Annotated in this window: 21 protein-coding genes; 11 read left to right on the plus strand and 10 right to left on the minus strand. The window is 74.7% G+C overall.

All coding sequences use genetic code 11. The annotated features are described in order from the left end of the window. Positions 1–9: 9 nt before the first annotated feature. The 6 genes from IE170_RS23100 to IE170_RS23125 form a co-directional block, all read right to left on the minus strand. Positions 10–540, minus strand: coding sequence for an amino-acid N-acetyltransferase (locus IE170_RS23100; protein WP_189811369.1), 531 nt, complete (start codon positions 538–540; stop codon positions 10–12). 9 nt (positions 541–549) lie between these two features. Next, positions 550–1026, minus strand: coding sequence for a BlaI/MecI/CopY family transcriptional regulator (locus IE170_RS23105; RefSeq protein ID WP_229885092.1), 477 nt, complete (start codon positions 1024–1026; stop codon positions 550–552). Positions 1027–1136: 110 nt separating this feature from the next. After that, positions 1137–1304 (minus strand): hypothetical protein, encoded by a 168-nt coding sequence (locus IE170_RS23110; RefSeq protein WP_185902668.1) that lies wholly within the window; start codon positions 1302–1304, stop codon positions 1137–1139. A 14-nt stretch (positions 1305–1318) separates the two neighbouring features. After that, complete coding sequence (locus IE170_RS23115; RefSeq protein ID WP_189811370.1) at positions 1319–1999, minus strand: serine/threonine-protein kinase; 681 nt, start codon at positions 1997–1999, stop codon at positions 1319–1321. 100 nt (positions 2000–2099) lie between these two features. Continuing rightward, on the minus strand, positions 2100–2285 hold the full coding sequence (locus IE170_RS23120) for a DUF397 domain-containing protein (protein ID WP_114053572.1): 186 nt from the start codon (positions 2283–2285) through the stop codon (positions 2100–2102). 73 nt (positions 2286–2358) lie between these two features. Beyond that, on the minus strand, positions 2359–3507 hold the full coding sequence (locus IE170_RS23125) for a threonine aldolase family protein (protein WP_189811371.1): 1149 nt from the start codon (positions 3505–3507) through the stop codon (positions 2359–2361). Positions 3508–3605: 98 nt separating this feature from the next. On the opposite strand from IE170_RS23125, the gene IE170_RS23130 reads away from it, so the two are divergent. From IE170_RS23130 to IE170_RS23150, 5 genes are read left to right on the plus strand one after another with little or no spacing between them, the layout of a single operon-like run. After that, positions 3606–4556, plus strand: coding sequence for a Rossmann-like and DUF2520 domain-containing protein (locus tag IE170_RS23130; protein ID WP_189811372.1), 951 nt, complete (start codon positions 3606–3608; stop codon positions 4554–4556). Continuing rightward, positions 4553–5557: a pantoate--beta-alanine ligase gene (panC, locus tag IE170_RS23135; RefSeq protein WP_189811373.1), complete on the plus strand. Its 1005-nt coding sequence runs from the start codon at positions 4553–4555 to the stop codon at positions 5555–5557. Before IE170_RS23130 ends, panC begins: the two co-directional genes overlap by 4 nt. Further along, the gene (locus IE170_RS23140; protein ID WP_189811374.1) at positions 5554–7287 is read left to right on the plus strand and encodes an L-aspartate oxidase; all 1734 of its coding nucleotides are present in this window, start codon (positions 5554–5556) and stop codon (positions 7285–7287) included. Before panC ends, IE170_RS23140 begins: the two co-directional genes overlap by 4 nt. Then, complete coding sequence (nadC, locus tag IE170_RS23145) at positions 7284–8252, plus strand: carboxylating nicotinate-nucleotide diphosphorylase (RefSeq protein WP_189811375.1); 969 nt, start codon at positions 7284–7286, stop codon at positions 8250–8252. Before IE170_RS23140 ends, nadC begins: the two co-directional genes overlap by 4 nt. Positions 8253–8255: 3 nt before the next feature. After that, positions 8256–9065 carry a type III pantothenate kinase gene (locus IE170_RS23150; protein WP_114053567.1) on the plus strand — a complete coding sequence of 270 codons (810 nt, stop codon included), beginning with the start codon at positions 8256–8258 and terminating at the stop codon, positions 9063–9065. A gap of 39 nt (positions 9066–9104) precedes the next feature. On the opposite strand, the gene IE170_RS23155 is transcribed toward IE170_RS23150, so the two are convergent. Continuing rightward, positions 9105–9314, minus strand: a complete 210-nt coding sequence (locus IE170_RS23155; protein WP_189811376.1) for a hypothetical protein — start codon at positions 9312–9314, stop codon at positions 9105–9107. Positions 9315–9421: 107 nt separating this feature from the next. Between IE170_RS23155 and IE170_RS23160 the strand changes: the two genes are divergently transcribed. Further along, positions 9422–10543, plus strand: a complete 1122-nt coding sequence (locus IE170_RS23160) for a DUF5937 family protein (protein ID WP_189811377.1) — start codon at positions 9422–9424, stop codon at positions 10541–10543. Positions 10544–10716: 173 nt separating this feature from the next. Further along, positions 10717–12270 (plus strand): M28 family metallopeptidase, encoded by a 1554-nt coding sequence (locus IE170_RS23165; protein WP_189811378.1) that lies wholly within the window; start codon positions 10717–10719, stop codon positions 12268–12270. 105 nt (positions 12271–12375) lie between these two features. Here the strand turns inward: IE170_RS23165 and IE170_RS23170 are convergent, their stop codons facing one another. Beyond that, a complete protein-coding gene (locus IE170_RS23170; RefSeq protein WP_189811379.1) occupies positions 12376–13350 on the minus strand; it encodes an SAM-dependent methyltransferase in 975 nt (324 codons plus the stop codon). A 106-nt stretch (positions 13351–13456) separates the two neighbouring features. Between IE170_RS23170 and IE170_RS23175 the strand changes: the two genes are divergently transcribed. Continuing rightward, complete coding sequence (locus tag IE170_RS23175; protein WP_189811380.1) at positions 13457–14656, plus strand: sensor histidine kinase; 1200 nt, start codon at positions 13457–13459, stop codon at positions 14654–14656. A gap of 23 nt (positions 14657–14679) precedes the next feature. Beyond that, a complete protein-coding gene (locus IE170_RS23180) occupies positions 14680–15354 on the plus strand; it encodes a response regulator (protein WP_189811381.1) in 675 nt (224 codons plus the stop codon). Between the two features lie 14 nt (positions 15355–15368). On the opposite strand, the gene IE170_RS23185 is transcribed toward IE170_RS23180, so the two are convergent. After that, positions 15369–16769, minus strand: coding sequence for a PH domain-containing protein (locus tag IE170_RS23185; RefSeq protein WP_189811382.1), 1401 nt, complete (start codon positions 16767–16769; stop codon positions 15369–15371). Next, positions 16766–17257: a PH domain-containing protein gene (locus tag IE170_RS23190; RefSeq protein ID WP_189811383.1), complete on the minus strand. Its 492-nt coding sequence runs from the start codon at positions 17255–17257 to the stop codon at positions 16766–16768. The genes IE170_RS23185 and IE170_RS23190 overlap by 4 nt, the downstream gene beginning before the upstream one ends. 31 nt (positions 17258–17288) lie before the next feature. Between IE170_RS23190 and IE170_RS23195 the strand changes: the two genes are divergently transcribed. Both IE170_RS23195 and IE170_RS23200 read left to right on the plus strand, forming a co-directional pair. Then, entirely contained in the window at positions 17289–18431 is a 1143-nt protein-coding gene (locus IE170_RS23195) for an NADH-quinone oxidoreductase subunit D (RefSeq protein ID WP_189811384.1), read from the plus strand. Between the two features lie 30 nt (positions 18432–18461). Beyond that, positions 18462–19367 carry an arylamine N-acetyltransferase family protein gene (locus IE170_RS23200; RefSeq protein WP_189811385.1) on the plus strand — a complete coding sequence of 302 codons (906 nt, stop codon included), beginning with the start codon at positions 18462–18464 and terminating at the stop codon, positions 19365–19367. The last annotated feature ends 21 nt before the right edge of the window (positions 19368–19388 follow it).

Consider the following 19388-nt stretch of genomic DNA (forward strand, 5'->3'; position numbering starts at 1 on the left):
GGTGATCGATCAGAGACGCAGAAGCATGCGGCTGTTGCCCAACGTGTTCGGCTTCACCCGTTCGAGACCCAGGAACTCGGCGACACCCTCGTCATAGGAACGGAGGAGCTCCATGTAGACATCGGTCTCGACCGGGGTCTCCCCGATCTCGACGAAGCCGTGCTTCGCGAAGAAGTCCACTTCGAACGTGAGGCAGAAAACCCGGCTGACGCCGAGGGCGCGGGCGGTCTCCAACAACTGCACGAGCAGGCGGTGGCCGACGCCGCCCCCCTTCACGTCGCGGTCGACGGCGAGAGTGCGGACTTCGGCGAGGTCTTCCCACATCACGTGGAGGGCGCCGCAGCCGACGACCAGGCCGTCGGAGTCCCGTTCGGCGACCCAGAACTCCTGGATGTCCTCGTAAAGGACGACGGGGGCTTTGTCGAGGAGGATCCGCTGGTGCACGTACTGGTCCAGCAGCCGGCGCAGCGCGCGGACATCACGGGTACGGGCACGGCGGATCGTCACCGTTTCTGCGGGGTCAGCGGAAAACTCGGCCATGGCCGGACGCTATCGCCCCGGTGCGGGGGCCTGCCCGGCGGAGCCCTCCCCGGCGGGCGGCTCCTGCGGGGGCGGCCCGGCGGCGGCGGCCGGGGCCTCCGGGGCGGGGTCCGCGGCCGCCTCGTCGTCGTGCTGGACGATGCGGATGGCGTCGCGGAGCGCCTCTCGCTGCTCGGCGGACATCATGCCGAAGAAGGCGACCAGGGCGGCGGCCGGGCTGTCGCTGGTCGCCCAGGCCTCGTTCATGAGGGCGGCGGAGTAGGCGGCCCGCGTGGAGACGGCCGTGTACCGGTAGGCGCGGCCCTCGGACTCGCGGCGGACCCAGCCCTTCTGGTGGAGGTTGTCCATGACGGTCATGACCGTGGTGTAGGCGATGGACCGTTCCTGCTGGAGGTCCTCCAGGACTTCCCGCACCGTGACGGGGCGGTTCCACTGCCACACCCGCGTCATGACGGCGTCTTCGAGTTCTCCCAGGGGCCGGGGCACACCTGCACGATAGTGCGGAATGTACGGAATTGCCCGGCCATGCGCGCGGAAAAGGCGCAAAAATCGGGCGCACGGCCGGAAGGCCGTACGCCCTGGTGGTGCTCGGCCCGTCAGGGCTGCGACTGCCGGGCGGACTCGGCGCGGGAGAGCGCGGCGTCGACGGCCGCGTCCTCCTTCGCCTTGTTGGCGCCGCCCTGGCTCTTCACGATCGTCACGACGAGGGCGATGAAGAACGCGGCCATGACGACGGGGGGAAGGAGCGCGGAAACGTAGTCCATGCCCCCCAGCGTAGCTACCCGGCGGCCAGGTCCGCCGCGGGGGGCGGGGTCGGCCTGCGGCGCGGCGGGAACACCTCGCCCGGTGTCGGTACGGGCCGCTGCGCGGGCCGCTCGCCCGGGCGCTCCGCGGGCCGCTCGCCCGGGCGCTCCGCGGGCCGCTCGCCCGGGCGCTCCGCGGGCCGCTGGGGCCGGCCCGGCTCCTTCGGGCCGGGCTTGGGCCGCGGCGGCTCCTGGCCGCCGCCCTCCCGGCCGCCGGCCAGTGCCAGGAGCCGGGTGCGCGGCGGCCCGACGACCGGGCGGCGGCGGTGCCGGGGGCGCTCGGCCGCGGTGCGGATCCGCTCCAGCAGGGACTCGGCGGCCGGGTGCGGGCGCAGGCCGCGCAGGGCGTCCAGGTCCTCCGGGAGCGGCTCGCAGCCGGCGGCGAGGGCGTCCGCGAGGAGTTCCAGGTAGCCGGAGCGGCTGCCGGGAAGGGCTCTGCGGTAGCGGTCGAGGTCGGCGAGGAGGAACGCTCTGAGCCGGCCCGCCTCCCGGACCGCGTCGTCCACCGCCTGCGCGAGGTGCAGGCAGTCCTGGACCTCGGCGGCCGTCGGCGGGGCCGGTGAGGGCTGGAGGGCACGGGCGAGGGTGCGCCTGAGCACGCGCACCTCGGCGGCGCTGAACGCCATGCCGCCGCGGGTTCCGTAGGGCGTGGGCATGGGCCGAAGATACGCGCTAATCGGACAAAATCCCCTGATCGTCGCGTTTGCGGCGCGGCGGCGGGGCGGGGGCCCGCGGCCCCCGGGCGGCGGCCCTGCGTCAGCCGTGCTCCTTGACGGCCCGCAGGAAATCGGCCCACGCGGCCTGCGTGGTGGCCAGGACGAGGTGCGCCGGGTCGCTCAGGTCGGCGACGCGCACGAGGTGGCCGGGGGCGGCGGACACGTAGACGCAGGCATCGCCGTCGCCGCAGTACGAGGACTTCTGCCAGGCGGGGTGAGCGGTCATGTGGTCTCTCCTCCGAGGGACGGGCTGGTACTTCCCGTGGTGGGACGGTAACTCCGGGGCGGGCCGCGTTCGGCTACTTCGGCCGAATTCGGTGCGTCGTGGCCGGTTCCAGGCGGGTGGCGAAGGCGGCCACGGCGCGGACGACGTCGTCGGCGCTCCACTCCAGGCCGGGTGCGCCCACCTCCGCCTCCGTCACGGACAGGCCGGGCACGGGCCCCGGCGACCAGCTGCGGAACAGCATCGTGCCGGTCTCCTCCGCCAGCCGGATCCCCGCGTCGGTCAGGAGGTCCGCCTCGTACGGCAGCCACACCTGGAACTGGTGGGTGTGCGGCTCCTCCGGGTGGATCCGGAACCAGGGCGTCCCGGCGGCGGCGAAGCCCTCCCGCAGGGCCTGCGCGACGGTCCGCGCGTGGGCGACGTACTCCGGCAGCCGGGGCAGCTCCCCCTCCAGTCCGGCGAGCGCGGACAGGGCCTGCGGGAACTGCCGGAAGACCTGGCCTCCGTAGCGGTGGCGCCACACCCGGGCCTCCTCCACCAGCGCGGCCGGCCCGGCGAGTGCGGCCCCGCCGAGGCCGCCGAGCGACTTGTAGAAGGACACGTAGACGGAGTCGGCGAGCCCGGCGATCTCGGGCAGCGGCCGCCCGAAGCGGACGGTGGACTCCCACAGCCGGGCCCCGTCGAAGTGGACCACCGCGTCCCGCTCCCTCGCCGCGTCGACGAGCTCTTCCAGCTCCTCCCAGGACGGCAGCAGGAAGCCCGCGTCGCGCAGCGGCAGCTCCAGCACCAGCGTCCCGAACGGCTCGGCCAGCCCGGCGACCTCCTCGGCGGTCGGCTGGCGCGGCTCCCGCGTCGGGTGGACCGTGCGCAGCCCGGAGACCAGCGACAGGGCGCCGCCCTCCCACACCTCGGGGTGGCTCATCGGGTGCAGGGCCACGACCGGGCTGCCGGTGCGGCCGGCCCAGCAGCGCAGGGCGATCTGCTGGGCCATGGTCCCGGAGGGGAAGAACGCGGCGGCCTCCATGCCGAGCAGCTGTGCCACGCGCTCTTCCAGGCGGGCGACGGCCCCGTCGCCGTACAGGTCCGCCGGCTCGTCGGGGTCGGGGGCGGCCAGGCCGGCGAGCAGCTCGCCGACCGTGGCCTCCCGCGCGCCGCGCCACAGCGTGCGCCGCGCGGTGCGGGCGGCCGCCACCAGCCGGTTCGCCCGCTCGATGTCATCCGTCATGGCCCAGATCATCCCTGATCGCGCCCGGCGGCCAGGGGCTAGCATGGCGGCGTATCGTCCGGTACCCCCCGCGGACTGGAACGGAAGGCCCTTCCCGCGTGAACGCACCCCATCCGACGGAACCCCCGGATCCGTCCGCCCGGCCCGCCCGGCTGTCCGTCGGCGTCGTCGGGGCCGGCCGCGTCGGCCCCGCGCTGGCCTGCGCCCTGCGGCTGGCCGGCCACCGGCCCGTCGCCGTCTCCGGCGTCTCCGAAACGTCCCGCCGCCGCGCGGAGCGGATGCTGCCCGGCGTGCCGCTCGTCCCGCCCGCGCGGGTGCTGGAGCTGGCCGACCTGGTGCTGCTGACCGTTCCCGACGACGCCCTGCCCGGGCTGGTGCAGGGCCTCGCCGAGACCGGCGCGGTCCGGCCCGGGCAGCTGCTCGTGCACACCTCGGGCCGGTACGGGGCCGCCGCCCTGGACCCGGCGCGCCGCGCCGGCGCGCTCCCGCTGGCCCTCCACCCGGCGATGACCTTCACCGGCACCGAAGTCGACGTCCAGCGGCTCGCCGGCTGCTCCTTCGGCGTCACGGCCCCCGAGGAGCTGCGGCTCGCAGCGGAGGCGCTGGTCATCGAGATGGGAGGCGAGCCGGAGTGGATCGCGGAGGAGGCGCGCCCGCTGTACCACGCGGGCCTGGCCCTCGGCGCGAACCACCTGGTCACGCTGGTCGCGCAGGCGATGGAGCTGCTGCGCAAGGCCGGGGTGGAGCACCCGGACCGGATGCTCGGCCCGCTGCTGGGCGCCGCCCTGGACAACGCCCTGCGCTCCGGGGACGCCGCGCTGACCGGGCCGGTGGCCCGCGGCGACGCCGGCACGGTCGCCGCGCACGTGTCCGAGCTGCGCAAGCACGCCCCGGGCACGGTCGCCGGATACCTGGCGATGGCGCGTACGACGGCCGACCGGGCGCTGGCGCACGGACTGCTCAAGCCCGAACTCGCCGAGGACCTGCTGGGGGTCCTCGCGGACAGCGCCGACGCCGCGGGCGGCGCCGAAGGGAGCGACGGCCGGTGAGCCGCGACCTGCTGCTGATCGACACCGCCGAGGAGCTGGCCAAGCTGCCGCGGGCGGGCTCCGGCCCGCGGGCCGTCGTCATGACGATGGGCGCCCTGCACGAGGGCCACGCGACCCTGGTCCGCACCGCGCGCGAGCAGGCCGGGCCCGAGGGGCAGGTCGTCGTCACCGTCTTCGTCAACCCGCTGCAGTTCGGGGCGAACGAGGACCTCGACCGCTACCCGCGCACCCTGGAGGCCGACCTCGTCCTGGCCCGGGAGGCCGGCGCCGACGCCGTGTTCGCCCCGGCCGTGGAGGAGGTCTACCCCGGCGGCGCGCCGCAGGTCCGGATCAGCTCCGGGCCCATGGGCGCGCGGCTGGAGGGCGCCACCCGGCCCGGGCACTTCGACGGGATGCTCACCGTCGTCGCCAAGCTGCTCCACCTCACCCGCCCCGACCTGGCCTTCTTCGGCCAGAAGGACGCCCAGCAGCTCGCCCTGATCCGGCGGATGGCGACCGACCTGAACTTCCCCGTCGAGATCGTCGGCGTGCCGACCGTCCGCGAGGAGGACGGGCTCGCCCTGTCCTCCCGCAACCGCTACCTGAACACGGCCGAGCGGCGCACCGCGCTCGCCCTGTCCCGGGCCCTGTTCGCGGGCCGCGACCGGCTCGCCGCGCAGGCCGCGCTGCGCGCCCGCGCCGAGGCCTCCCCCGCCAGCGACGAGCGGGCCACCGCCCTCGCCCGGCTCGGGGAGATCAGGGCCTCCGCCGACGCGCACGCCGTGTCCGCCGCGGGGACGGGCCTGCCCGACGCCGTCCGCGCCGCGTCGCTGCACGTGCTGGAGGAGGCCGGGCGGCTGGATCCGCCGCTGGTGCTGGACTACCTGGCCCTGGTCGACCCGGAGGACTTCACCGACGTCGGCCCGGACTTCACCGGGCGGGCCGTGCTGGCCGTCGCCGCGAAGGTCGGCGCCACCCGGCTGATCGACAACATCCCCTTGGAGTTCGGAGCACACTCGTGAGCACCCCTGGCGCAGCCGCCGCAGGCACCGGCATACGGCTGCACGCGCCCGCACCCGGCTGGGCCCTCGACGCCGACGTCGTGGTCGTCGGCTCCGGCGTGGCCGGCCTGACCGCCGCACTGCGCTGCGCCGCCGCGGGCCGCAGCACCGTCGTCGTCACCAAGGCCCGGCTGGACGACGGCTCCACCCGGTGGGCCCAGGGCGGCATCGCGGCCGCCCTCGGCGAGGGCGACACCCCCGAGCAGCACCTGGACGACACCCTCGTCGCGGGCGCCGGACTGTGCGACGGGGAGGCGGTGCGGCTGCTGGTCACCGAGGGGCCGGACGCCGTGCGGCGCCTGATCGCCTCCGGGGCCCGCTTCGACACGTCCGCGGAGACCGGCGAGATCGAGCTGACCCGCGAGGGCGGCCACCACCGGCGCCGCATCGCGCACGCCGGCGGCGACGCCACGGGGGCGGAGATCTCCCGGGCGCTCGTCGAGGCCGTGCACGCCGCGGGGATCCGCACCGTCGAGAACGCCCTGGTCCTGGACCTGCTCCAGGACGCCGAGGGCCGCACCGCAGGCGTCACCCTGCACGTCATGGGCGAGGGCCAGCACGACGGCGTCGGCGCCGTCCACGCACCCGCCGTGATCCTCGCGACCGGCGGCATGGGCCAGGTGTTCTCCGCGACCACCAACCCGTCGGTGTCCACCGGTGACGGCGTCGCGCTCGCACTGCGCGCCGGGGCGGAGGTCTCCGACCTGGAGTTCGTCCAGTTCCACCCGACGGTGCTGTTCCTCGGGCCCGACGCCGAGGGCCAGCAGCCGCTCGTCTCGGAAGCGGTTCGCGGCGAGGGCGCGCACCTCGTCGACGCCGACGGCGTCCGCTTCATGGTCGGCGCGCACGAGCTGGCCGAGCTCGCGCCCCGCGACATCGTCGCCAAGGGCATCATGCGCCGCATGCAGGAGCAGGGCGCGCAGCACATGTACCTGGACGCCCGGCACTTCGGCGCAGGGATGTGGGAGCAGCGCTTCCCGACGATCCTCGCCGCCTGCCGCGCCCACGGCATCGACCCGGTGACGGAGCCGATCCCGGTCGCGCCCGCAGCGCACTACGCCTCCGGCGGCGTCCGCACCGACCTGCACGGCCGGACCACGGTGCCCGGCCTGTACGCGTGCGGCGAGGTCGCCTGCACCGGCGTCCACGGCGCGAACCGGCTGGCCTCGAACTCGCTGCTGGAGGGCCTGGTCTTCGCCGAGCGGATCGCCGAGGACATCGCCCGTACGCGGCCCGCCGGCACCGGCCCGGGCATCCCGGTCCCCTCCACCGGCCCGCTCCAGCCCGCCGAGGCGCGCCAGGAGGTCCAGCGCATCATGACCGAGGGGGCGGGCGTGCTCCGCTCCGCCGCGTCGCTGCGCCGGGCGGCCGCCGCCCTGGAGGACCTGTACGCGGCCGCGCTGTCGGCCCAGGAGGCCGACGGCAAGACCGCCGTGCCGGGGACCGAGACCTGGGAGGCCACGAACCTGCTGTGCGTGGCCCGGGTCCTGGTCGCCGCCGCGCTGCGGCGCGAGGAGACCCGCGGCTGCCACTGGCGCGAGGACTTCCCCGACCGCGACGACGCCGCCTGGCGCCGCCACCTCGTCGTCAGGCTGTCCGCCACCGAGAAGCGGGCCCTGGTCGTCACCACCACCGACTCCGCGGACTTCCCGTCCGTACAGCACCCCCTGAGCCAGGAGCAGTCAACGTGAGCACCCCCGAACTCCCCCTGATCGAGCAGAACGAAGGCGGCTGCGGCGACGGCTGCGGCTGCGGCGACGGCGAGGAGAGCGGCCTGGACCCGGCGCTCGCCCAGCTGCTGGCCGACGCCGGGCTGGACCCCGTCGAGGTCGAGGACATCGCCCACATGGCGCTGGCCGAGGACCTCGACGGCGGCGAGGACGTCACCACGGTCGCGACCGTGCCCGAGGACGCCGAGGCCGTGGCCGACTTCGTCGCCCGCGAGGACGGCGTCGTGGCCGGCCTGCGGATCGCCGAGGCGGTCTTCTCCGTCGTCTGCACCGAGTCCTTCGAGGTCGAACGGCACGCCGAGGACGGCGACGCGGTGAAGAAGGGCGACGTGCTGCTGTCGGTGCGGGCCCGCACCCGGGACCTGCTGACGGCCGAGCGCAGCGCCCTGAACATCGTGTGCCGGCTGTCCGGCATCGCGACGGCCACCCGCCGCTGGGCGGACGTCCTCCAGGGCACGAAGGCGAAGGTCCGCGACACCCGCAAGACGACGCCGGGCCTGCGCTCCCTGGAGAAGTACGCGGTCCGCTGCGGCGGCGGCGTCAACCACCGCATGTCGCTGTCGGACGCCGCGCTGGTCAAGGACAACCACGTCGTCGCCGCGGGCGGCGTGGCGGAGGCGTTCCGGGCCGTGCGCGAGGCGTTCCCGGAGGTGCCGATCGAGGTCGAGGTCGACACGATGCACCAGGTCCGCGAGGTCCTCGACGCGGGGGCCGACCTGATCCTGCTGGACAACTTCACGGTGCCCGAGACGGAGGAGGCCGTCACCCTCGTGGCCGGCCGCGCCGTCCTGGAGTCCTCCGGCCGGCTCACCCTGGACACCGCCCGCGCCTACGCCGAGACGGGCGTCGACTACCTCGCGGTGGGCGCGCTGACCCACTCCTCGCCCATCCTCGACATCGGCCTCGACCTGCGCGAGGCGGTGTAACCGGTGCTGCTCACCATCGACGTGGGCAACACCCACACGGTGCTCGGCCTCTTCGACGGGGAGGAGATCGTCGAGCACTGGCGGATCTCCACCGACCCGCGCCGCACGGCCGACGAGATGGCCGTCCTGATGCAGGGCCTGATGGGCACGCATCCGATGCTGGGCAGCGAGCTCGGCGACGGCATCCACGGCATCGCGATCTGCTCGACGGTGCCGTCGGTGCTGCACGAGCTGCGCGAGGTGACCCGCCGCTACTACGGCGACGTCCCGGCGGTGCTGGTCGAGCCCGGCATCAAGACGGGCGTGCCGATCCTGATGGACAACCCCAAGGAGGTCGGGGCGGACCGCATCATCAACGCGGTCGCGGCCGTCGAGCTGTACGGCGGCCCCGCGATCGTGGTGGACTTCGGCACCGCGACCACCTTCGACGCGGTGTCCGCCCGCGGCGAGTACGTGGGCGGGGTGATCGCCCCCGGCATTGAGATCTCGATGGAGGCGCTCGGCGTGCGCGGCGCGCAGCTCCGCAAGATCGAGCTGGCCCGACCGCGGCACGTGATCGGCAAGTCCACCGTCGAGGCGATGCAGTCGGGCGTGGTGTACGGGTTCGCGGGCCAGGTGGACGGGGTCGTGACCCGGATGGCCCGCGAGCTGGCCGGCCCGCACGGCGACCCGGACGACGTGCGCGTGATCGCGACCGGCGGCCTGGCGCCGATGGTGCTGGGCGAGTCCTCGGTGATCGACGACCACCAGCCGTGGCTCACGCTGGTGGGGCTTCGCCTGGTCTACGAGCGCAACGCGCCGAACTTCGGCTGACGCGCCCGGCGACCGCGGGCCCGGCCCGCGGCCCCGCCGTCAGCAGGGCCGCGGGCGGGTCAGCAGGCGGCGGACGGCCGCGCGCCAGGGGTGTCCGGCCGCTCGGCCGTCGACGACCGCCCGGAACTGTGCGTACGTACGGGCCGCGCGCACGGCGGCCACGTCGTGGCGGCCCGGCGGCGGGGGCGGGGCGTCCTGGTGCCTGGCCGCCCGGTACGTGTCGATGAGGTACTGCTCGATCGCTGTCATCCCTCCACCCTGGACCCGCCGGGGCCGGACCGCACGACGATTGGCAAGCGCCGTCAATCGACCGGGGTCCTGCCTGGTCAGGGGCGGTTGAAGGCCAGAATGGGCCGATGAGCGTCACCATCGACATCGCGGGCCTCCCCGACGACCGCATCGCGTTCGCGCCGTCCCCGCTCGCCGAGCTGTGCATGGCCCTGCACGCGCTGTCCCAGCCCGCCCACCACCCGGAGCTGGCCTCCTGGACCGCCGCCACGACCGCCGGCCTCGACCCGTGCATCGCGGACCGGCTGCTGGAGGGCGACTTCATGTGGCGCAGCTCGTTCTCCGACATATTCATGGCGTTCGCGGGGATCCCCGGCGGCTGCGGCCTGCCCGCGGCGACGCTCGCCGAGGAACTCGACGTCCTCGACCGGCTGGACGACGAGCGGTTCGTCATGGCAGCCCTGGAGCACTGCTGGCTGGCGCTGTACAACGAGGGCGGCGGGCCGTCCCCGCTGACCGACGCGGGGGCGCGGGCCAGGGTGCTGGAGACGGCCGCGGCGCGCGGGCCCGGCCGGCTGGAGTTCTCGCTGCGGCTGCTGGACGACACCGCGGCCGTGCGGGTGTGGCTGCGGCGGCTGCTGGAGGACTGCGACGAGGCGTTCTTCGCGCAGACGTGGCGCCGGGTGGAGCCGGAGCAGGCCGCGGACGCCCGGCACAAGGCGGAGGTGCTGCGCCGCAAGGGGCTGGCGGCCGCGCTGGAGGAGGTCTCCGGGGCCCTGAGCGTCGATCCGGGGCGGACCGTCATCACCGCGGACAAGATGGTGCACGGCACCGCGACCGCGACCGACCCCCGAATGGGCCCCGGACTGGTGTTCGTCCCCACGCACTTCGGCTGGCCGCACCTGCTCGTGCTGCACGCCCCCGGCTGGCGGCCGGTGGTCCACTACCCGGTGCGCCGGCCCGAACTCCCCTCCCCCGGCTCGGTCGAGACGCTCGTGCGCCGAATGGAGGCACTGGCGCACCCCATGCGGATGATGCTGTGCCGGAGCCTGGCCCGGGCCCCGTACACGACGAGCGAGCTGGCGCGGGTCCACGGAATCACCCCTCCGGAGGTGTCCCGCCACCTTTCGGCCCTGAAGAAGGCGGGTCTGCTGCATACGCGCCGTCAGGGGCGCTATGCCCAGCACCAGTTGGATCTGGGGGCGGTTGCCCGGATCGGACCCGACTTCATCGAGGGCGTCCTGCGGTAGAGACGGCCGGTTTCGAACCATACGGATGTACCGATATATGGAATTCACAAACCGGAATCAGTGAAAACTCTGGCCAGATCCGCCTCCCCGTCTATAACGTGCGTCCACCACTCCCCCCACGTAGCGCGTTTCGCTTCCGTGTGTCCGCTCGCACCCGTCGTGGAAGGACCTTCATGCCGTCACGCCGTATAGCTGCCGCGACCGCCGCCCTGGCTGCCGCCGCCCTCGCCTCCCCCCTGCTCCTGGCCGGCCCGGCCGGGGCGACCAGCCCGCAGAGCGACGCCGCCCGGGCCGACGCCCTGGCCAGGAAGCTGGTCAAGGACTCGACCGGCAAGGGCGCCTACAACCACCTGAAGGTCTTCCAGTCGATCGCCGACTACAACAGCGGCAACCGCGTGGCCGGCTCCAAGGGCCACGTGCAGTCCGCCCAGTACGTGGAATCGGTGCTCCGGAACGCCGGCTACAACGTCTCGCGCAACGAGTTCGAGTTCACGTACGTCGAGACGGTCGCGGAATCCCTGAAGGTGAACGGCGCGAACGGCCGCGACGTGCCCATCCACCTGATGACGTACACCGCGAGCGGCCCCGAGGGCGGCGTCACGGCGCAGCTCGCCGCGGCGCCCGTCGACGCCGACGGCACCAACGGCTGCGAGCCCGGGGACTTCGCGGCGGGCACCTTCACCGGGAAGATCGCCCTGGTCAAGCGCGGCGGCTGCACCTTCGCGGTGAAGCAGGCCAACGCGGCGGCGGCCGGCGCGGTCGGCGCGGTCATCTACAACAACACCGACGGGGCCCTCAACGGCACCCTCGGCGACCCGGCCGCCGGGAAGATCCCGACCGGCGGCGTCACGCAGGCGGACGGCGAGAAGCTCGCCGCCGAGGCCGCGGCCGGCCCGGTCGAGGTCACCCTGGACATCCGCGAGCTGCGCGAGCAGCGCAAGACGTTCAACGTCATCGCGGAGACGAAGGGCGGCGACGAGAACAACACCGTCTTCCTCGGCGCGCACCTGGACTCGGTCGCGGCCGGCCCCGGCATCAACGACAACGGCTCGGGCTCCGCGGGCATCCTCCAGGTGGCGCAGCGCCTGGCGAGCAGCCAGAACAAGGTCAAGAACAAGGTGAAGTTCGCCTGGTGGTCGGCCGAGGAGTTCGGCCTGCTCGGCTCCGAGGCGTACGTCGGCGGCCTGACCGAGGCGCAGAAGAAGCAGATCAAGCTGTACCTCAACTTCGACATGATCGGCTCGCCGAACGCGGCCTACTTCGTCTACGACGGCGACGACTCCGACGGCGTCGGCGCCGGCCCGGGCCCGGAGGGCTCCGCCCAGCTGGAGCGGGGCATCACGGACTTCCTGGACTCGAAGAACATCCCGCACGAGGGCACGGACTTCACCGGCCGCTCCGACTACGGCCCGTTCATCGAGGTCGGCATCCCCTCGGGCGGCACCTTCACCGGCGCCGAGGGCATCAAGACCGCGGCGCAGGCGGCGAAGTTCGGCGGCGAGGCCGGCAAGGCCTACGACCCGAACTACCACGCCGCGGGTGACGACCTGTCCAACATCGACCAGAAGGCCCTGGACGTCAACGTGGACGTGATCGCGGACGCGGTCGGCCACTACGCCCACGACCTGGCGCCGCTGTCGCGCCCGGTGGTCTCGCAGCCGACCGGCGGCAACGCGGGCAGCGGCGGCGGCCTCCACGACGGCCACGGGCACGAGGTCACCGAGTAGCCGGAAGCAGCAACGCCGAAACGGGCCGGTCTGCGGAAACGGTCCGGCGGGGCCGGGCGGTGCACGTCACCGCCCGGCCCCGCCGCGCGTCCGAGGAAAGGCCGCTCAGTCCTGCGGCCAGGCCTCCACGCCGACCGGCTGGACCAGCCACCCGAAGTCGCCGAGGCCGCCGCGCGCCGTGAGCTCGGCCGCCTCCCCGGCCGCCGCGAGCGCCCGTACGTACGCGGCCGGGTCGGTCGAGGCCAGGGCCAGCGGCGGCCGGGCCCCCGAGACGCCGAGCGCGGCCAGCGCCTCCCGCTGGGTCAGCAGCACCGCGCCCGGCCCGGCGCAGGAGTCGAGGGCGACGTGGGCGGTGACGTCGCAGCCGCCGTCCGGCACGGGCGGGACCTGCCGGCCGTCCCGGAAACCGGTCAGCGTGCCGTGCGGGGGCCGGCCCGCACGGGTGTGGGCGTAGTCGACGGCCACCGCCAGGCCCCGCTCCAGCGTGGCGACGGCCGCCGCCCACGCCTCGTCCCGCGGCCGGCCGATTTCGGCCCGGCCGCCGCCCGGCCACCAGCGCGCGAGCCACTCACGGTCGGCGCCTCCCACCGGCCCGCCCGGGGTCTCCGCCCCGTCCGGGCCCACCAGCACGTACCGCCCGTCCTCGGCCACGTCCAGCGGGACGTTGTCCAGCCACTCGTTGGCGAAGAGCAGCCCCACCGCGCCCCGCGGCGGCTCGGCCGCCCAGGTGATCCGCGGGTCCAGCCCGGCCGGCCGCTCCGCCTTCTCCACCGCGCACGGGCGCACCCGCGCGGCCGTCTCCTCCGGCAGCGCCGCCAGCACCCCGGCCAGCAGCTCCCCGCGCCCGGCGCCGACGTCGACCAGGTCCAGCCGGTCCGGCCGGCCGAGCTGCCCGTCGACCCGGCACAGCAGCCGGGCCACGGCCCGGGCGAAGAGCGGGGAGGCGTGGACGGAGGTCCGGAAGTGCCCGGCGGGGCCCGGCCCGCCCGGGCGCACGTAGAAACCGCCCGGCCCGTACAGCGCCGCCTCCATCGCCGCGCGCCAGCCGACCGGGCCGCGGCGTCCGCCCTCAGTGCTCATCCCCCACAGGCTAAGCTCGACCTCCACCTTGCGGAGTACACGTCCGGAGGACGGATCGCCCCTGTGGTTGACTCCAGCACCTATCCCGTCTTCCTACCCTGATTACGTGCAGCGCCTCTACGACTTCTTCCGCAGACACCCCACGGGGGTCGACGCCTTCTGGGCCGTCCTCCTGTGCGGGATCGCGCTGCTCGAGGTCGCCGGCTCGGGCTCCGGCACCGCCGCCAAACTCCTCGCGGTCCCCTCGGTCGTCGCCATGGGCGCGGCCGTCGCCCTGCGCCGCCGGTGGACCCGGTCGGTGTTCGCGGTGGCCGTCGGCGCCGGCGCCTACCAGCTGCTGGCCGGCGTCCCCATCCACACCGCCGACTTCGGCATGCTCGTCGTCCTCTACACGGTGGCCGCCTCGGCCGCCGTCCCGCGGGCCCTGTCCCGGGCCGCCTTCGGCACGGGACTGGCCGCGGCCCCCCTGTACTCGCTGCGCTTCCCCGTCGACAAGGGCGACAGCACGGCGAACGTCCTGTTCACGCTGTTCGCCATGGTCCCCTTCGCGCTCGCCTGGGTGCTCGGCGACTCGCTGCGCACCCGCCGCGCCTACTACGCCGAGCTCGTCGAGCGGAACCAGCGGCTGGAGAAGGAGCGCGAGGCCCAGGCGAAGGTCGCGGTGGCGGCGGAACGCGCCCGGATCGCCCGCGAGCTGCACGACGTCGTCGCGCACAACGTCTCGGTGATGGTGGTCCAGGCCGACGGGGCGGCGTACGTCATGGACGTCGCCCCGGAGCAGGCCAAGGAGGCCCTCCAGACGATCTCCGGCACCGGGCGCCAAGCGCTCGCCGAGATGCGCCGCCTGCTGGGCGTGCTGCGCACCGGCGAGCCGCAGGAGTCCGAGGACTACGTTCCCCAGCCGGACGTGGAGCAGATCGAGGTCCTCGTCGAGCAGGTCCGCGCGGCCGGCCTCGACGTCGACTTCGAGGTGGAGGGCGCGCCGCGCAAGCTCCCCACGGGCGTCGAGCTCACCGCGTACCGGATCGTGCAGGAGGCGCTGACGAACACGCGCAAGCACGGCGGCCCGGAGGCGAGCGCGAGCGTCCGCCTGGTCTACTTCGACGACGGCCTCGGCCTGCTCGTCGAGGACGACGGCCGCGGCGCGGCCCACGAGATGTACGAGGACGGCGGCGCCGACGGCGCCGGGCACGGGCTGATCGGCATGCGCGAGCGGGTCGGTATGGTCGGCGGAACCCTGGACGCGGGTCCGCGTCCCGGCGGCGGCTTCCGGATCAGCGCGCTGCTTCCGCTCAAGAAGAGTTGACGAGGACGAGGTCGAGGTAACTGATGTCCATCCGAGTGATGCTGGTCGACGACCAGGTGCTGCTGCGCACGGGCTTCCGGATGGTGCTCGCCGCCCAGCCCGACATGGAGGTCGTCGCCGAGGCGGGCGACGGCCTGGAGGCGCTGGAGGTGCTGCGCTCCACCAAGGTGGACGTGGTGCTGATGGACGTGCGCATGCCCCGCCTGGACGGGGTGGAGGCGACGCGGCGCATCTGCGGGGCCCCCGAACACCCGAAGGTCATCATCCTGACCACCTTCGACCTGGACGAGTACGCCTTCTCCGGGCTGAAGGCCGGCGCGAGCGGCTTCATGCTGAAGGACGTGCCCCCGGCGGAGCTGCTGGCCGCGATCCGCTCGGTGCACAGCGGTGACGCCGTGGTGGCGCCGTCGACGACCCGCAGGCTCCTGGACCGGTTCGCCCCGATGCTGCCGAGCAGCGCGCAGGAGCCGCAGAACAAGGAGATCGAGCGGCTGACCGAGCGGGAGCGGGAGGTCATGCTGCTGGTGGCGCAGGGCCTGTCGAACGGCGAGATCGCGGCCCGGCTGGTGCTGTCGGAGGCGACGGTCAAGACGCACGTGGGCCGGATCCTGACCAAGCTGAACCTGCGCGACCGCGTGCAGGTCGTCGTCCTCGCATACGAATCCGGGCTGGTCCGGGCCGGGGGCGGCGCGGCGTAGCCCCCGGCCCGGCCTCAGCCCGAGGTCATCCAGCGGTCCGGGCGGGCATCCGCCCGGGAGGTCCGGGAGCGGTCCGCCTGGGCGGCGAGCAGCTCCGCGGCCTCGTCGGCGGCGCGCAGGCGGGCGGTGACGGTGCCGGAGGCCCCGTGGTCGACGTGGACGTCGGCCACGCCGCGGGCCCGCTCCCAGGGCCCCTGCGTCAGGCGGACGCTCTGCACCTTGGCGTGCGGGACGATGTCCGTACGCCGGCACAGCCGGCCGCGGCGCGCCGCGAAGACCTCCGGCGAGACCGCCAGCGCGTACCCCTTCCACCACACCGGCACCACCCAGCGCGCCGAGCCGCGCGGCGCGGGCGCGAACTCCAGGGCCTCCGGGTCGGCGCCGGGCAGGATCCGGGCGATCAGCTCACGGGCTGCGGCCCGCGTGGCCACGGGGACGAGCACCCCGTTCTTCGACCCGGCGACGGACAGCTCGACGCGGACCCAGCCGCGCCGCCGCCACAGCAGCGGCTCCACGATCCGCACGGACTGCACCCGCCCAGGCGGGACGGTCTCGTGGGCGCGGTCCAGCATGCCGTGGTCCAGGCGGAGCCCGTCCGGGGACTCGGCGACCCGCCAGTCGTACTCCTCCAGGAAGCGGCCGAACGTACCCGCCCAGGCCGCCGCCAGGACGGGCAGGAGCGCGGCGAACGCCCACGGGCCGTCGGCGTACCACGACACGAGCCACGCGGCGGCCGCCGCAGCGGGCACGGCCGCCCAGGCGGACAGCGTCAGCGCGAGCGCCACCGCCAGGTCCCGGGGCCGCACCCGCAGCAGCTCCCGCTGCGGGGCCTCCCCCACCCCGGCGGCCTGCTCGGGAGCGAAGCCGGCCGCGCGGGCCAGCAGCTCGGCGCGCAGCGCGACGGCCGTCCGCTCGTCGAGGAAGGCCAGCTCGTCCTTGGCCTCCGTGCCGATGACGTCGAGCCGCAGCTTGGCCACACCCGCGACGCGGGCCAGCAGCGGGCGGGTGACGTCCACGGCCTGGATGCGGTCGAGCCGGATGTGGGCGGTGCGCCGGAACAGCAGCCCGCTGCGGATGCGCAGCTCGGTGGCGGTGACCGCGTACCGGGTGAACCACCAGCTCAGGAAGCCGTACGCGGCGAAGAACGCGACGAACGCGGCCAGCACGGCGGCCCGCACCACCGGGGAGAGGCCGCCGGCCCACTCCGCCACGCGGTCGCCCTGCTGGGCGGCGATGCCGAAGGTGGCGGCGATCGGCACCCAGGCGCGGCGCAGCGGCGTCAGCACGTGCAGCCGCCGCTCGGCGCCCTCGCCGCCGACCGGGGGCGCCGCGGGCACGGCGGCGGCCGGGCCGGGGGTGGGTGCGGGGGCGGGGGCGGGGGCGGGAAGGCCGGAGGGGCCGGGTCCGTCGGTCACAGCCCCGCCGACCTGGCCTCGCCCAGCTCGGTGAGCCGGTCCCGCAGCCGCTCGGCCTCGGCCGGCGCCAGCCCGGGGATCTTCGCGTCCGTCGCCGCGGCCGCCGTGTGCAGCTGGAGGGAGGCCAGCCCGAAGCGGCGCTCCAGCGGTCCCGAGGCCACCTCGACGAGCTGCATCCGCCCGTACGGGACCACGGTCTCCTCCCGCCACAGCACTCCGCGGCCGATCAGCAGGTCGTCGGCGCGCTCGGCGTACCGCCAGGAACGCCAGTTCCGCTCCAGCAGCCACCAGCCCCAGGCCAGGACCGCGAGCCAGAACACCCCGCACACCGCCCACGCCGGCCCTGCGAGCAGCGCGGACGCCACGGCGCTCACGACGGCCAGAGGCACCGTCCACACCACCAGCAGCAGCCGCCTCAGGCCGAGCAGCCCCCCGGGCAGCCGCACCCACTCGGGCCGGCCCGCCTCGTCCTTCGTCCCCGTTTCCATGACTCCAGCCTATGGCTGAGACAATGCCCGCATGACGGAGACCACGGTCGGCATCGGCGGCGCGGCGGAGAGCACCGACATGGTGCTCAACATCGGGCCGCAGCACCCCTCCACGCACGGCGTGCTGCGGCTGCGCCTGGTCCTGGACGGCGAGCGGATCGTCAGCGCCGACCCCGTCGTCGGGTACATGCACCGCGGCGCGGAGAAGCTCTTCGAGGCCCGCGACTACCGGCAGATCGTCATGCTCGCCAACCGCCACGACTGGCTGTCGGCGTTCTCCAACGAACTCGGCGTGGTCATGGCGGTCGAGCGGATGCTCGGCATGGAGGTCCCCGAGCGGGCCGTCTGGACGCGGACCCTGCTCGCCGAGCTGAACCGGGTCCTGAACCACCTGATGTTCCTCGGCTCCTACCCCCTGGAGCTGGGCGGCATCACGCCGATCTTCCACGCGTTCCGGGAGCGCGAGGAGCTCCAGGCCGTCATGGAGGAGGTCTCCGGCGGCCGCATGCACTACATGTTCAACCGGGTCGGCGGCCTCAAGGAGGACCTCCCCGCCGGGTGGGCCGCCCGCACCCGCGCCGCCGTCGCCGACGTCCGCAGCCGCATGGACGTCTACGACAAGCTGGTGCACGGCAACGAGATCTTCCGCGGCCGCACCCGCGGCGTCGGCGTCCTGTCGGCCGAGGCGGTCCACGCGTACGGCGTCTCCGGCCCGATCGCCCGCGCCTCCGGCGTCGACTTCGACCTGCGCCGCGACGAGCCGTACCTGGCGTACGGCGAGCTCCAGGACGTCCTGGAGGTGGTCACCCGGACCGAGGGCGACTGCCTGGCCCGCTTCGAGTGCCTCCTCGACCAGACCCACAACGCGCTCGACCTGGCGGACGCCTGCCTGGACCGGATGGCCGAGCTGCCTCCCGGCCCGATCAACCAGCGGCTGCCGAAGGTGCTGAAGGCCCCCGAGGGCGCCACGTACGCCTGGACCGAGAACCCCCTCGGCATCAACGGCTACTACCTCGTCTCCAAGGGCGAGAAGACCCCGTACCGGCTGAAGCTGCGCTCGGCCTCCTACAACAACATCCAGGCGCTGTCGGTGCTGCTGCCCGGCACCCTCGTCGCCGACATGGTGGCGATCCTCGGCTCGCTGTTCTTCGTCGTCGGCGATATCGACAAGTAGCGGGCGCCCGCGGCCCGTTAGGGTGCGGGGATGACCTCAGGCATATGCACCGGCCCCGCCGGCGACAGCGGCGGCGCGCCCGCGGAGGACATCGGCGGGTACCTGCGGCGGCTCGGCTTCGCCCGGCCGCCCCGCCCGACCGCCGAGACCCTCTTCGCGCTGCAGCGCGCCCACCTGGAGCGCGTCCCGTACGAGAACATCGACATCCAGCTGGGCCGGCCGCCCGGCATCGACCCGGCGCTGTCCGCGCGCCGCTTCGCCGCCGGGCACGGCGGCTACTGCTTCCACCTGAACGGCGCGTTCGCAATGCTGCTGGAGGAGCTCGGCTTCGACGTGACGCGGCACCTCGGGGGCGTGCTCGGGGCCGCGGACCGCGAGCGGCGCGACGTCAGCGGCGACCACCTGGCGCTGACCGTCCGCGTGGACGGCGGGGAGTTCTTCGTCGACGCCGGGCTCGGCGACGGGCCCCACGAGCCGCTGCCGCTGCGGGCCGGCACCCACCGGCAGGGGGCGTTCGCGTACGGGCTGGAGCCGCTCGGCGGGGACGCGCCCGGCTGGCGCTACACGAACGAGGCCGCTCCGTGCCCGGTGGTGAACTTCCTGTCGGCGCCGGCCGCGACGGCCGACTTCGAGGCCGTCCACGCGCGGCTTTCCACCGCGGAGGACTCCGGCTTCGTCCGCACCTTCGCGATGCTGCGGCGCGACGCGGACGGCGTCGACGCCCTGCGCGGGCGGGTCCTGCACCGCATCGACCCGGTCAAGGGGAACACCGAGCGGGTGCTGGGAACGCCGGGCGAGTTCTGGTCGGTGGTCGGCGGGGTGTTCGGCCGGGACCTCGGCGCGCTGACCGCGCAGGACCGGGCGGCGCTGTGGGAGCGGGTCGACCGGGCGCACGAGGCGTGGCTCGCCTCCCGGGCGGAGGCCGGCGGCTCGTAGCCGGCCCCGGGCGGACTGTCG

The organism is Streptomyces toxytricini, from assembly GCF_014649915.1.
GTDB lineage: Bacteria > Actinomycetota > Actinomycetes > Streptomycetales > Streptomycetaceae > Streptomyces > Streptomyces toxytricini.

Coding starts and splice junctions, on each gene's coding strand:
- IE170_RS23115 (WP_189811370.1), bottom strand. CDS start 1,999: ATGCCCACGCCCTACGGAACCCGCGGCGGCATGGCGTTCAGCGCCGCC.
- IE170_RS23165 (WP_189811378.1), top strand. CDS start 10,717: ATGCCGTCACGCCGTATAGCTGCCGCGACCGCCGCCCTGGCTGCCGCC.
- IE170_RS23120 (WP_114053572.1), bottom strand. CDS start 2,285: ATGACCGCTCACCCCGCCTGGCAGAAGTCCTCGTACTGCGGCGACGGC.
- IE170_RS23170 (WP_189811379.1), bottom strand. CDS start 13,350: ATGAGCACTGAGGGCGGACGCCGCGGCCCGGTCGGCTGGCGCGCGGCG.
- IE170_RS23100 (WP_189811369.1), bottom strand. CDS start 540: ATGGCCGAGTTTTCCGCTGACCCCGCAGAAACGGTGACGATCCGCCGT.
- IE170_RS23195 (WP_189811384.1), top strand. CDS start 17,289: ATGACGGAGACCACGGTCGGCATCGGCGGCGCGGCGGAGAGCACCGAC.
- IE170_RS23125 (WP_189811371.1), bottom strand. CDS start 3,507: ATGACGGATGACATCGAGCGGGCGAACCGGCTGGTGGCGGCCGCCCGC.
- IE170_RS23190 (WP_189811383.1), bottom strand. CDS start 17,257: ATGGAAACGGGGACGAAGGACGAGGCGGGCCGGCCCGAGTGGGTGCGG.
- IE170_RS23200 (WP_189811385.1), top strand. CDS start 18,462: ATGACCTCAGGCATATGCACCGGCCCCGCCGGCGACAGCGGCGGCGCG.
- IE170_RS23155 (WP_189811376.1), bottom strand. CDS start 9,314: ATGACAGCGATCGAGCAGTACCTCATCGACACGTACCGGGCGGCCAGG.
- IE170_RS23180 (WP_189811381.1), top strand. CDS start 14,680: ATGTCCATCCGAGTGATGCTGGTCGACGACCAGGTGCTGCTGCGCACG.
- IE170_RS23160 (WP_189811377.1), top strand. CDS start 9,422: ATGAGCGTCACCATCGACATCGCGGGCCTCCCCGACGACCGCATCGCG.
- IE170_RS23110 (WP_185902668.1), bottom strand. CDS start 1,304: ATGGACTACGTTTCCGCGCTCCTTCCCCCCGTCGTCATGGCCGCGTTC.